This window comes from Hymenobacter endophyticus, assembly GCF_032464715.1.
Lineage (GTDB): Bacteria > Bacteroidota > Bacteroidia > Cytophagales > Hymenobacteraceae > Hymenobacter > Hymenobacter endophyticus.
The window spans coordinates 155,525-168,607 of record NZ_JAWDJT010000004.1 but is presented as its reverse complement, the minus strand read 5'-3'; the positions used below and the strand labels follow the sequence as shown (position 1 = coordinate 168,607).

At 61.0% G+C, this 13,083-nt stretch carries 11 protein-coding genes; 3 read left to right on the top strand and 8 right to left on the bottom strand.

The features are described from left to right. Positions 1–54: 54 nt before the first annotated feature. Positions 55–468 (top strand): DUF779 domain-containing protein, encoded by a 414-nt coding sequence (locus ROI90_RS08805; protein WP_315997966.1) that lies wholly within the window; start codon positions 55–57, stop codon positions 466–468. 75 nt (positions 469–543) lie between these two features. Here ROI90_RS08805 and ROI90_RS08800 read toward each other — a convergent pair whose 3' ends face one another. Both ROI90_RS08800 and ROI90_RS08795 read right to left on the bottom strand, forming a co-directional pair. Beyond that, positions 544–1,011: a YybH family protein gene (locus tag ROI90_RS08800; protein ID WP_315997965.1), complete on the bottom strand. Its 468-nt coding sequence runs from the start codon at positions 1,009–1,011 to the stop codon at positions 544–546. Positions 1,012–1,103: 92 nt separating this feature from the next. Then, positions 1,104–1,622, bottom strand: coding sequence for a YMGG-like glycine zipper-containing protein (locus ROI90_RS08795; protein WP_315997964.1), 519 nt, complete (start codon positions 1,620–1,622; stop codon positions 1,104–1,106). A 199-nt stretch (positions 1,623–1,821) separates the two neighbouring features. Between ROI90_RS08795 and ROI90_RS08790 the strand changes: the two genes are divergently transcribed. Then, on the top strand, positions 1,822–2,127 hold the full coding sequence (locus ROI90_RS08790; RefSeq protein ID WP_315997963.1) for a hypothetical protein: 306 nt from the start codon (positions 1,822–1,824) through the stop codon (positions 2,125–2,127). On the opposite strand, the gene ROI90_RS08785 is transcribed toward ROI90_RS08790, so the two are convergent. The 5 genes from ROI90_RS08785 to pbpC all read right to left on the bottom strand — a co-directional run bounded on the left by ROI90_RS08785 (position 2,124) and on the right by pbpC (position 11,991). Further along, on the bottom strand, positions 2,124–3,008 hold the full coding sequence (locus ROI90_RS08785) for an alpha/beta hydrolase (protein WP_315997962.1): 885 nt from the start codon (positions 3,006–3,008) through the stop codon (positions 2,124–2,126). The two genes, ROI90_RS08790 and ROI90_RS08785, sit on opposite strands and share 4 nt — an antisense overlap. A 148-nt stretch (positions 3,009–3,156) precedes the next feature. Then, entirely contained in the window at positions 3,157–6,384 is a 3,228-nt protein-coding gene (locus ROI90_RS08780) for an efflux RND transporter permease subunit (protein WP_315997961.1), read from the bottom strand. Between the two features lie 189 nt (positions 6,385–6,573). Then, on the bottom strand, positions 6,574–7,713 hold the full coding sequence (locus ROI90_RS08775; RefSeq protein WP_315997960.1) for an efflux RND transporter periplasmic adaptor subunit: 1,140 nt from the start codon (positions 7,711–7,713) through the stop codon (positions 6,574–6,576). 243 nt (positions 7,714–7,956) lie between these two features. Beyond that, positions 7,957–9,315 carry a TolC family protein gene (locus ROI90_RS08770; RefSeq protein ID WP_315997959.1) on the bottom strand — a complete coding sequence of 453 codons (1,359 nt, stop codon included), beginning with the start codon at positions 9,313–9,315 and terminating at the stop codon, positions 7,957–7,959. Between the two features lie 369 nt (positions 9,316–9,684). After that, positions 9,685–11,991: a penicillin-binding protein 1C gene (gene pbpC, locus ROI90_RS08765; protein ID WP_315997958.1), complete on the bottom strand. Its 2,307-nt coding sequence runs from the start codon at positions 11,989–11,991 to the stop codon at positions 9,685–9,687. 78 nt (positions 11,992–12,069) lie between these two features. Here pbpC and ROI90_RS08760 point away from each other — a divergent pair, with 78 nt between their 5' ends. Continuing rightward, positions 12,070–12,666: a Uma2 family endonuclease gene (locus tag ROI90_RS08760; protein ID WP_315997957.1), complete on the top strand. Its 597-nt coding sequence runs from the start codon at positions 12,070–12,072 to the stop codon at positions 12,664–12,666. A gap of 66 nt (positions 12,667–12,732) precedes the next feature. Here ROI90_RS08760 and ROI90_RS08755 read toward each other — a convergent pair whose 3' ends face one another. After that, positions 12,733–13,062, bottom strand: a complete 330-nt coding sequence (locus ROI90_RS08755; protein WP_315997956.1) for a hypothetical protein — start codon at positions 13,060–13,062, stop codon at positions 12,733–12,735. Between the last annotated feature and the right edge of the window lie 21 nt (positions 13,063–13,083).

The following is a 13,083-nucleotide window of genomic DNA, read 5'->3' as shown; positions in this document are numbered from 1 at the left end:
GAGATGCTTCGGCAAGCTCAGCATGACGTTCTATTCATTTCAAAAGCCTTGCCCATGTCCACTGAACCTACCCCGCGCGTACTCGTAACGCCCGCCGCCGAAGCCACCATCGACCTATTGCGCGACGAGCACGGGCCGCTGATGTTCCACCAGAGCGGCGGCTGCTGCGACGGTTCCTCGCCTATGTGTTTTGCCAAAGGCGAATTCCGGGTGGGCACCAACGACGTGTGGCTGGGCCAGATTCATGGCTGCGACTTTTTCATGAGCGCCGCGCAGTTTGCCTACTGGCAGCACACCCAGCTCACCGTGGATGTAGTGAAAGGCCGCGGTGCCAGCTTTTCCCTGGAAATCCCGCTGGGCGTGCGGTTCCTCATTCGTTCCCGTTTGTTTACCGAAGAAGAAGAGCAGAATATGGCTCCGGTGTACGATGGGGAAGAGTATCTGACCCGGCCCACTACTGCGAGTTAGCCTTGGGGCGTGCAGTGGGCTAGTAAAAAGCCCCGCAACGTGAGGTTGCGGGGCTTTTGGCGTAGCTTAAAAAGCTTAGTTGGCTACTTTTACGGGGAGGCCTTCAAGCTGCACATAGCTAAGCTTCCAGGCGTTTTTCTTGTTCTTTCTCCAGAGCAGAATAAAGTTGCCTTCACCCTCGCCCCGGGGCTGGCCGGGGCCTTCGGGCACTACTTCCGTGGAGAAGGTGCCGGCCTCGTAGGCCGTGCTGGCGTCGGAGCCGGAGGTGGTGGAGTAGAGCTTCAGATCGGAGATAGTGCCCATGGTGGCGCGTACCCACTTATCCGATACCTCCGATTTGCCATTGAAACGGGTTGCGCCTTGGGCGTACTGCACATCGTCGGCCAGGAGAGTATCAAGCTGAGCAGTGTTTTTTGCGTTCCAGGCACCAATAAACTGTTGGTTTAGTGTCTTTACGTCGAAGGCCGCCGCCTCTTCGGCTTTGGGGGCGGAGCAGGAAGCCAGCACAGCGCCGGCCAGCAGAAAACCAAACACGGATTTCATGGGAACAGGGATTAGGTGAGGTCTGAACGGGAGAGAGAAACAGAAAGCCCAGGCCCGCGGGCCTGGGCTTCGAAGCTAAGAGGAAAACCGGATTACCAGCTCTTGCGACGCACCTCCGAAGTGGGGTAAGCTTCGTCGCGGGCACCGTAGGCGGTGTTAGGCAAGTAAGCCGAGTTCATCGACAGAGCGGCGGGAGCATTGCCGGCAGCCGAGAAGCTGCTCATCAGGGCGGGCGTGGTGGCGGCAGGAGCGGCAGCTACGGCCGCGGCGCGGGAGGCAGCTTGGCTGCGGCCCTGAGCAATACCCTGGCGGTAGGCGGCGGCCCGACGAGCTTCGGCGCGGCGAGCTGCAGCAACGCGGGCAGCTTCGGCCCGGCGCTTGTTATCAGCGTTGCGGCCCACGGAGTAGCCAATGGCACCACCGGCAACACCACCCACGGCACCACCTACTACGCGGTTCTTTTTGTTGATAAGGGCACCAGCGGCAGCACCACCCAGACCGCCAATGATGGCTCCTTTGGCACTGGAGCTCACCTTGCGGTCCTGAGCAAAGCTGCTGGCAATAGTGGTAAAGAACATAACCAGGGCGAGAAGCAAACTTACCTTTTTCATGTCGAGAGAAATTTAGGTTCAACGGGCCGGTTGTGTTGTGACCCTGAACCTGGTTTTACAAGCACCATGCCAATACGCGCGGAATCAGCCGCAGGTTTACCTCGACACTGCTAAAAAATGCTGCGGCTGGATAGGTAAAGCAAGTAGCCTAAAATCGGCCTTGGCTAGCTGTAACAGTCGGTTTCGCGTACTACTAGGAATGAAAGAAAAACTGCTTTTTGAGGTGGTAGAAAGTTTTTCGCTAACGGGGCTGGGGGTTCTGTTGCTACCGGCTAACCCAACCCTGGAGCTGCAAAATCTGGCTCTGCATACCGCCCTGAAAGTCCAGCTACGTTTTCCTGGTGGCCGCCAGATTGCCGCCGTAGCCAGTGTGGAAGAAATATCCCGCCCCCAGCAGGCCGAGCTAGGGGCGTTGCTGCTCACGCAGGAAGGCGCTGAGCCAATACCGGCAGGTACTGAGGTGTGGTGGAACGGACAGGAGGCTACTTGGGAGGAGCTGCTTTAGCGCAGCCAACCGCCAGCTGTCAGCCAGTTACGCAGGCGGTCCATCCACTCGTCTTGGGTAGAGGCGTTGCGCATGCCAAAACCGTGGCCGCCCTTGGGGTAGAGGTGCATTTCGGCGGGCACGCGGTGTTGCAAACAGGCTTCATAGAACCGCAGGCTGTTCTGCACTTTTACCGCGGCATCATCCTGAGCGTGCACCAAAAAAACCGGCGGAGTCTGGACCGTTACCTGTTCATCGGCGGAATACAGCTGGATTTGGGTGGCGGTGGGGTGTTCACCTAGTAGGTTGGTGCGGGAACCCAAGTGCGCCAGACTATCCGAAAAGCTGATAACCGGATAGAGTAGCACGAGAAAATCGGGTGTGGCAGACGTGGCGCTGAACGTACCGGCCGGTGTGCCCGGCACCACGCGGTGGGCGGTGCCAGCCGTAGCCGCCAAGTGCCCTCCCGCCGAAAAGCCCATGAGCCCGATACGTGCTGGATTCAGGCTGTATTCCTGGCTTCGTTGGCGTACCAGCCGCAGGGCCTGCTGGGCATCCAGTAGCGGGGCGGTAGCCTTGTCCAGCTGACTTTCGGCATTGGGTAGGCGGTATTTCAGCACGAAGGCGGTAATGCCCCAGTCGTTGAGGCGGCGGGCCACATCGTAGCCCTCGTGGTCCATGGCCAGGCGGGCATAACCACCCCCGGGGCAGATGATGACGGCCGTGCCGTTGGGCTGCGCTGGACGGAAAACGGTGAGCGTGGGCTCCGTAACGTTGGAAATTCGGATGCTGCCGCCTGCCTGCTTCTCCACCACCTCCCGCACTCTGCTAGGCTTGGAATTAGGGACCAGGCCAGCATAAAGCGGCAGTACGGGCTGGGTTTGGGCAGAAGCAGCGTGCATAGAGAGCGTACAAATCAGAAGTATTAACCAGCGGCAACGCATACCAGAGCAAGTAAGGAGAAAAATAAAGCAGGCTCCAACATACAACCGCCCGCCTTGCTGAACGAAATCAAAGCAGGGCGGGCGGTTGAGCAGTAGTTATGAAGGATTACGCCGGTTGCGGAACAGTCGAGTGGTCACCTTCGCCGGGACCTTCTTCTTTCGGGCCGCCGTGTTCCTCATCGGGTTTGTAGTTGGCTTCCAGCTCGGCCAGCTTCTCCTTACCGTAGGCGAAGCGCGTAATCAGTACGTAGAGCACCGGCACGATGAAGATGGCCAGCAGCGTAGCCGAGAGCATGCCGCCGAGTACCGTCCAGCCGATGGTCTGGCGGCTTTGCGCGCCCGCGCCGGAGGCAAATACCAGCGGCAGCACGCCCAGGATAAAGGCCAGCGAGGTCATGACGATAGGGCGCAGGCGCAGGCGCACGGCTTCCAGCGTAGCATCTACCAGCGGCATGCCTTTATCCACCCGCTCCTTGGCAAACTCGATGATCAGAATGGCGTTTTTGGCCGACAAACCAATCAGCGTAATCAGGCCAATCTGGGCGTAGACGTTGTTGGTGAGCTTGGGCAGGAAAATCAGCGCCACAATGGCCCCGAACGCGCCCAGCGGCACGGCCAGCAGCACGGAGAAGGGCACCGACCAGCTTTCGTACAAGGCGGCTAGGAACAGGAACACGAACGTGAGCGAGAGGGCGAAAATGTACACTGTCTGCCCGCCGGCCAGCTGCTCTTCCCGGCTCAGGCCCGAAAACTCGTAGCCGTAGCCGGCCGGCAACGACTGCGCGGCCGTTTCCTTGAGGGCGTTGATGGCGTCGCCGGAGGAGTAGCCGGGGGCGGCGTTGCCGTTGATTTCGGCCGAGCGGAACAGGTTGTAGTGGGAGATGAGCGGGGCCGACTCGGTGCGCTGGTAGCTGGTGAGCGTGCTCAGGGGCACCATGCCGCCGGTGCTGTTGCGCACGTAGTACTGGCCCAGGTTGCTGATGTCGGCGCGGTACATGCTGTCGGCCTGCGTTACCACCCGGAAGTTGCGGCCGTACACCGTGAAGTCGTTCACGTAGGCCGAGCCCAGGTAGGTGCGCAGGGCCGTCCCGATGTCGGCAATGCTTACGCCCAGCTTCTTGGCCTTCTCCCTATCGATGGTGAGCTGGTAGCCGGGGGTGTTGGCGGTGAAGAAGGAGAAGGGGGCCGCAATTTCAGGCCGCTTGCGCAAGGCGCCCAAAAAGCTCTGGAGCTGGGCGTCGAAGTTCTTGATGTCGCCGCCTGGCTCCCGCTCCTGGAGCACGAAGCTAAAGCCGCCGGTGTTGCCCAGGCCCGGAATGGCCGGGGGCGAAATCACCACCACGTTGGCTTCCCGGAAGCGGCTCAGGCGCTTTTGTATCGTCTCAATCAGCCCTTGCAGCTGCACCTCCTTGTCCTTGCGGTCTTCCCAGGGCTCCAGCTGGCAGAAAATGGTGCCGCTGTTGGACTTGGACGAGAAGTTTACGGCGTTCAGGCCACCCAAACCGGCGTAGTGCCGGATGCCCTTCACCTGGCCCAGCTCCCGCATAATCTCCTTGAGCATGCCCACAGTGCGCTCGGTGGAGGCGGCTTCGGGCAGGTTGTAGGTGATGATAATGCGGCCCTCGTCCTCGGTGGGAATAAAGCCGCCGGGCTTCTTGGCGAACAGCAAGCCTGTACCGGCCACGATGCACACCAGAATCACCACCACAAAACGGCTGTGCTTGATGCCGCGCTGCACACCCGCGCCGTACTTGCCCGTTACCTTGTCAAACCAGGTGTTGAACTTGTAGAAGAACTTGTCGAGGCCCTTGGAGTTTTCGTCGCGCTTGTGGGGCTTGAGCAGCAGCACGCACAAGGCCGGCGTGAGCGAAAGGGCCACGAAGGCCGAGATAATCACCGAAATGGCAATGGTGATGGCAAACTGCTGGTACAGGCGCCCGGTGATGCCCGGAATAAAGCCCACCGGCACAAATACCGCCGCCAGAATCAGGGCAATGGCAATAACGGGGGCGGATATCTCGCGCATGGCCGCCAGCGTGGCGTCCAGCGGGTTCATGCCCCGCTCGTTCATGTTGTGCTCCACGGCTTCCACCACCACAATGGCGTCATCCACCACAATGCCGATGGCCAGCACGAAACCGAACATGGTGAGCGTGTTGATGGTGAACCCCAGCGGAATAAACATGATGAAGGTGCCGATAATGGACACCGGAATGGCCAGCACCGGAATGAGGGTGGAGCGCCAGCTTTGCAGGAACAGAAACACCACGATAATCACCAGCACCAGGGCCTCCACCAGCGTGTGCAGCACCTCCTCAATCGACACCTTCACCACCGAGGCCGCCTCGAAGGGCACCACGTAGGCCAGGTCGGCGGGGAACTGCTTTTTCAGCTGCTCCATGGTCTTGTTCACATTCTCGTAGGTTTCCAGGGCGTTGGCACCGGGGGCCTGGTACACCAGCAGGTAGGCGGCGCGCTTGCCGTCCACAAAAGAGTTGGAGGCGTAGTTGAACTTGCCCAGCTCCAGCCGGGCCACATCCTTAAGATAGACCACCGCCCCGTCCTCGGGCCGGGTTTTCACGATGATGTTGCCGAACTCCTCAGTGTTGGTCAGGCGGCCCTTCACGAACACAATGTACTCGAAGGTCTGGCCCGTCTGGGCCGGGGGCGCGCCAATGGAGCCGGCCGCAATCTGGGCGTTCTGCTCCTGAATGGCGGCCGACACGTCCTGGGCCGTGACGCCGAGCTGGCTGAGCTTATCCGGCTTGAGCCACACGCGCATGGAGAAGTCATCGGCCCGGCTCACAATGTCGCCCACGCCCTTGGTGCGCAGCAGCGCGTCCTTCACAAATACGTTGGCGTAGTTATCGAGGAAGGTGGTGTTGTGGGTGCCTTTGGGGGCGTACATGGCCACCAGCATCAGAATACTGGGGTTGCGCTTGCGCACAATCAGGCCCAGGCGCTGCACCTCCTGGGGCAGGGTGGGCTGGGCGATGCTCACGCGGTTCTGCACGTCGAGGGCGGCAATGTTGATGTCGGTGCCCACCTCGAAGTTTACCGTCATGCTCATCTGCCCGTTGCTGGTGCTGTTGCTTTGCAGGTAGGTCATGCCGGGGGTACCGTTCACCTGCACCTCCACGGGCGTGGCCACAGTCTGCTCTACCGTCTGGGCGTCGGCCCCGGTGTAGGTGCCGCTCACCGATACGGTGGGCGGGGTGATTTCCGGGTACTGCCCCACGGGCAGGTTCAGGATGGCCAGCACCCCCACCAGCACAATCACCAGGGAGGTGACAATAGCCGTAACGGGGCGCCGAATAAAGGTTTCTGCAATCATAGCGGTGGACCTCACCCCCCGGCCCCCTCTCCTCGGGGAGAGGGGGAGCCTGACGATTGGCAGGAGGGTATTTCGTCGATGGATATTTTGAACTTGATTTCGCTGGTTCAGCTAAGCCGAACAGCAACGCCCAATGAGTATTCGTTGAACGCACCCCCTCTTCCAGAGGAGAGGGGGCTGGGGTTGAGGTTACTTGGCGGCGGTGGGGGCCGGGGCGGGCGTGCCGGTGGTAATCTGGCCGCCGTCGCGGAGGCGGTTCAGACCTTCGGTTACCACTTTGTCGCCGTCCTTGATGCCTTCCATGATTACAATCTGGTCACGGAGGCGGGGGCCGAGCTGTACTTTGCGCTGTACAGCTTTGCTGCTGTCACCGGCAATGAACACGAAGTTTTCCCCCATCTGCTCCACTACGGCTTTAAACGGCACCACCAGCCGGCGGCCCGACTGCCGGTTGAGCACGTTAAGCACGGTGCTCATACCGTCCTTCAGCTCCCGCTTGGGGTTGGCAAACTGCACCCGAATCTGGACGGTGGCGGTCTGCTGGTCTACGCCCCGGTCAATGGCCAGCATTTTGCCGGGTTGGGCGTAGCGCGTGCCATCGGGCAGCATCAGCCGGAAGGTGGAATCCTGGCCCGTACGGCTCTGGCGCTGCAAGTTGGCAAAGCGGTTCAAATCAGCATCCGGAATTACAAAGTCCACGCCCATGGGGTCTTCGGCGCTGATGGTATTGAGCAGGGTGGTGCCGGGGCTTACCTGCGCCCCCAGCCGCACCTGCGAAATGCCAATGCGGCCGGTAAACGGCGCATTAATCACGGAATAGTCGAGGTCGGTGCGGGCCAGGGCTACGTTGGCCTGGGCCTGGGCTACCTGGGCCTGGGCGGTGGAGTAGCTGGTGGCGGCGTTGTCCACAATCTGCTTGGCAATGGCATCCTGCTGGGCCAGCCGCTGGTAACGGTTTAGGTTCACCTGGGCGTTCTGCACCACGGCCTGAGCGCTGCGCAAGCCGGCTAGGGCCTGCTGGTAGGCGGCCTGGTATTTGCGGCGGTCAACTTCATAGAGCCGCTGGCCCTTCTGTACCAGGTCACCGTCCTTGAAGTAGATCTGAGTGATAAAGCCGGCCACCTGGCTGCGCAGCTCCACGTTGTTGAGGGCTACCACGGTGGCGGGGTATTCATCGTAATATACCGCGTCGGTGGTGCGGGCATCTACCAGCTTTACGGGGGTGGCCGGGGGCGGACCCGCAGCTTTTTCGTCTTCTTTTTTGCCGCAGCTCGCCAAAGCCAGCAGGCTGGCGGCGAAGGAGAAGTGGCGGAGGAGGGTATGGTTCATATCGGAAAGCAGGAGCAGCGGAAAGAGGGTGTATGGCCGGCGGCGGGTGGTGCGGGTGCCCAGGGTTGAAACCCTGGGCTATGAAGTGCGGTGTTACACGATGTAGAGACGCAATATTTTGCGTCTCGTCGTTGCTGGTGTTGTTACGTCAATCGTCTGGCGGTGCCGTTCAACTATGAGACGCAAAATATTGCGTCTCTACATCGTTCAACTGGCATGGTTCCGGTCTTTTAACGGCAAGACCTAATACTCCGTCGGCAACTCGCCGAGGGCGCGGAGCAGGTCTACTTTGCTGCTCAGGAGCTGAAAGAGGGCCGTGTAGTAGTTGAGCTGGGAGGTGCGCAGCGTGGTTTGGGCCACAATCAGGTCGATGTAGGCCCGGATACCTTCCCGGTACTGCAGGTTGATGACGTTGTACACTTCCTTGGAGGCTTCCAGATTGCGCTTGCCCAGCAGGTACTGCGTGTAGTAGCCCTTGTAGTTGGCCAGAGCCGTGGCATACTCGGTGTTGATCTGGTTGCGGGTGTTGCTCACGTCCTCTTCCAGGCGGGTGTTGAGCAAGCGGGCCCGGCGCACGTTCTGCAGCCGTCGGAAGCCGGTGAAAATGGGCAAACCAAGCTGCAAACCGGCGTAGGAGTTGGGGAAGCGGGTGCGGTACAGCTCACTGGCCGAGTTGTTCTGGAACACCGAGTTGTAGTTGGCAAACGCCGAGAGGGAGGGCAGAAACCCGAAGCGGTAGTAGTCCACCGTCAGGTCCTGCAAGGAACGCTGGGTTTGCAGCTGCTGGATTTCGATGCGGTTACTAATGTTCAGGGCCACGGCCGTATCCATGGTGGCATCCAGTTCCAGCTTCAACGTATCATATTGCAGGGCTAATGGGCGCTCAGGGGGCAGGCCCATCAGCTGCTTGAGGTAGGCTAGCCGCGCCTTTATGGCTTCCTGGGCTTGCTTGCGGCCGGTCAGGGAGTTGTTAAGCGAAATTTCAGCCTGCAGGTACTCCGTTTTGTCGGCAATGCCGGTTTCGTAGCGGGCCCGGGCGTCGCGGTAGTTGCGCTGGAGGCGGGCAATATCCTGGCTGAATACATCCAGCTGACGCTGGGCCAGTAGCACATCGTAAAAGCCCTTGCTCACGTCGGAAACCGTGGCAATCTTTACGTTTACCGTGTTTTGGGTGGCGGCCTGGTTGTTGAACCGCTTGCTGCGGGCGGCCAGTAGCACATCATTATTATAGATGGCCTGTGTTCCGCTCAGCCCCACGGTAGTCACGTTGCGCACCCCAATCTGCCGGGGCGTGAGCGTGCCGGTGGCCGGGTCGGGGAAGATGGTGAAGGGCAGCTGGAAGTAGTGCTGGGCCGTGCCCTGCAAGCCTACCTGGGGCAACCAGCCGGCCAGGGCAATCTGGTTTTCGGAACGGGTAATTTCCTGATCTACGCGGGCCTGGCGCAGCAGCGGCTGATTCACCAGGGCCACATTCAGGCACTGGGCGAGCGTAAGCTCCTGGTTGGGCGGCAAAGAGGGAGTAGCCATCTGGGCCATGCCTGCGCTGGGGGCAAGCCACAGCAAGCCTAGCAGAAGCCGGAGCGTCTGGTGTACGTATTTCATAAGGAAGGAAAAGCAGTTACTCCGATAGGTAACTGGACGGTTCAGGGCTGGGCGACCCAACTGGAGCGGATAGAGCGGATGCCCTGAGGGACACGGCTGGCCGGGGGAGGCTGCACATGGCCCGGGCGCCGAACCCAGGTGGCCGGGTGAAAATTACCAGCCTGAGTTGCGGTTTGGAGCGGGATACAAGCCGGGTAAACCAGCCCAGACAAGAAATGTTAGGCTAACCGTAAAAAAAGGTTGAGCGGTACCGCCCAGCTTCCCGCCGGGTACTTGTACGTGCAACAGCAAAAGCGGGTGGTGCGCAACCCAGAACGATATACGGGCCCGAAGCGGCAAACTGGCCCGTTTGCGCTTTGGTACGGCCGCTTACTCCAGCTCCGTCACGGTTACCAGCACGTCGGTATTGCGGCCGTGGTCGTCGGCGCAGGATATTTTGAGCGGGCCGGGCCGGGGCCGGAAGAATACCCGCTCGGTAGCCGCCGCCGTCCGCAGAAACTGGTCGTTCACGTACCAGTGCACCTGGCGCACTTCGCTGTCGGTGGTGCAGCTGAGCAGGAGCTGCTGCTTTTCGTGGCGGTTCAGTACGTACTCGGTGTTGGCGGTGGGGGAGGTGATGCTGGGGGCCTGCTCCGCGCCGCCGCGCACTAGCTGGCACTGGGGGTTGTGGGGCGGCAGGCGGCGGTACGGAATCCCTTGGGCCTCTTTGAAGGAGGCCACTTCGGGCAGTAAATTCGGGTACAGCTCCCGCCGGTAGCCAGCGGCCGGCGCGCAGGCCCGGCAGTAGGTAAAACTGCCATCCGCCGACACCAGCACCTCCCGCACGTGCTGGCAGCGCAGCCCGCTGCTCACGTTGGGCAGGAAGTAGTCGATAACCTGATTGGGGCAGTTTTCGCCCGGTACCAACCCGCTTTCCGCGCACACCAACCGGAAATCCAGGGCAGCGGGCGGCACAAACCAGTCGTTGGGGGAGTTGTAGGCCAGGGCGTTAAACAGGTCGAACAGCAAAGGCGTAGCTACGTCGGCCCCCGTCAGGGCCGGGCTGCCCTGCCCGCTGAAGTTGCCCACCCACACGCCCACGGTGTACTGCCGGTTGTAGCCGATGCTCCAGGCGTCGCGGCGGCCATAGCTGGTGCCGGTTTTCCAGGCCACTTTGGGCAGGCGCAGGCTGCTAGCGGCTCCCAGCGGTAAATCGGGCCGGGTAAGCTGGGCGAGAATATCGGTAGTCAGAAAAGCCGCCGACTCGGAAATCAACGGGGTAGCTGGCTGGCGCGGCGCGGCGGACGTCAGCTGCAGCGGCGCGTACTGGCCGGCGTCGGCCAGCGTCACGTACAGGCCCGTCAGCTCCTCCAAACTAGCCCCGCAACCACCCAGAATACTGCTCAGGCCCAGCTGGTCCCGGTTGCGCTTCACATTCTGGAAGCCGGCCTGCTGGAGCTTCTCGGTGAAGGTGGGCACGCCGAGTTGGTTGAGCACGCGCACGGCCGGAATGTTGAGCGAGTAGGCTAAGGCCCGTTCCAGCGTCACTTCCCCGTTGCAGCGCTTGTCAAAGTTCTCGGGCCGGTAGCCCTGGAAGTTGGTGGGCACGTCGGGCAGCATCTGCTTGGGCGTGACGAGGCCCCGGTCCATAGCTAAAGCGTACAGAAACGGCTTGAGCGTGCTGCCCGGGGAGCGGACCGCCACCACGCCGTCGTTCTGGCCCTGGCTGCCGAAGTCCCGAAAATCAGCCGAGCCCACATATGCCTCCACCTGCCGGGTACGGTTGTTCACCACCAGCACAGACGCTTGCGAAATGCCCAAATCGTGGAGGCGGCGCACGTAGCCCAGGGTCAGGTCTTCGGCCTTGCTTTGCTTGCTGCGCTGCAGGCTGCTGCGGATGATGGCTTGACGCGGAAACTGGCGCACCAGCCGCCTGGAGAGGTGTGGGGCCAGGGTAGGGGCCGGGTGGCGCTGCACGTCCAAGGGTTCCAGCAGAGCATCCTCCACATCCTGCTGCGGAAACAGCCCTGCCGCCCCGAAGCGCCGCAGCCACCGGTTCCGCTCCCGTAGCACGGCCGCGTTGTTCTTGCCCAGCACCAGCCCGCGCGGGCGATTCGGGATGATGGCCAGCGTCACGGTTTGGGCTAAAGAGAGGTAATCGGGCGGCTGCTGGAAATAGAGCAGTGCCGCCGACTTCACGCCCTCCACGTTGCCGCCATAGGGCACCAGATTCAGGTAGAGCTGCAGAATCTCGTCCTTGCTGTAATGGGCTTCCAGCTGCACGGCCCGGGCCATTTCCAGCAGCTTGTTTGGGAAAGTGCGCTCCTTGGGCTCCAGCAGGCGCGCCACTTGCATGGTGATGGTGCTGGCCCCGGTAGTGCGCCCCCGGCCAAAGAGGTTGCGTCCGGCCGCCTGCACCAGCGCCACGGGATTCACCCCGAAATGCCACCGAAACCACCGGTCTTCCTTCTCCAGAATGGCCGTGCGCAGTACCGGTGTAATCTCGCGCAGCTCGGTTTTCATCCGCCACTTCTGGGTGGGATTGAGGTAGGCGTGCAGCACGGTGCCATCCTGGGCCAGCACAATGGGTGAGTACAGCGGCGCAGGCGGCACCGGAAACGCCCAATCCAGCCCCAGCAATAGTAGTGGCAACAGGCCCAGGCCCGCCAGAATACGGTAAACGAGGCAGCGTTTCACAGGGGCAAGTTAGCGGATGCGCATCCCGCGCCGGTTGATTTGCTTCGTATATTCGTTTTGTCCTCCATTGCTACTGCCATGCCCGTCATCACTGATATTTCCCAGCTTGACCTTACCAAAACCTACACTTATGCCGATTACCTGACGTGGCGGCTGGATGAGTTTGTGGAATTGATCCGGGGCAAAGTGCGCCGCATGAGCCCGGCCCCGCGTGTGCGCCACCAGAAGATTTCCTTTCGTCTGAATACATTGATCGGCGCAGCCTTGCGCGGTAAAACCTGCCAAGGTTTCGCCGCGCCGTTTGATGTTCGCCTGCTGAAAACGTCCACGAATGGCGACGCGCAGATTACCACCGTGGTACAGCCCGACCTCTGCGTGGTGTGCAACCCAGCCAAGCTCGACGAGTTCGGCTGTGTAGGCGCGCCCGACTGGATTATCGAAATCCTGAGCCCCGGCAACACCGCCCACGACAGCAAAACCAAGTTCGACCTGTACGAGGAAAACGGCGTGCTGGAATACTGGATGGTAGACCCCGGCCAGAAAAACGTCATCGTCTACACTCTCCAAAACGACCGGTATGAGCTGCAAGGCGAGTTTTACCAGCCCGGCCCGATTCCGGTAGCTACGCTGCCCGGCGTGGAGTTGGAATGGGCGGAGGTGTTTGAGGAGGTGTAATCTGCCCGCTCACCCGCTATACACCTGGCACAACGAGGCAGAACAACCCCACTTTAGCCAAGTGGCTTACTGCGCGGCCTGGTCGCGGCGGCTGCGGGCCCGCAGGGTATCAAAGCGCTGCTCCAACTCCTCGGTGCTGACGAAGAAAGCTGGGTTGGCATCCGCGTCCCGCAAGGAGTCCAGCAAGGCTTTGGCGGGGGCATATTGTTGCTGATTGATAAGCGCATCGGCGCGCTGCAACGTGCGTTGGCCCCGGGCCGCGGCTTCCGGGCTGTCGGCTTCCCGTAGCACGTGTCCCCGTCCATCGGTGCGGAAATAGAAGTAGTAGCCCATCCACAAAATCATCCCGAAAAACATAACCAGGATGGAAATCAGCACAACGCGTAGGTTAACCATTAGTAGAAAGAGGGTTGGATG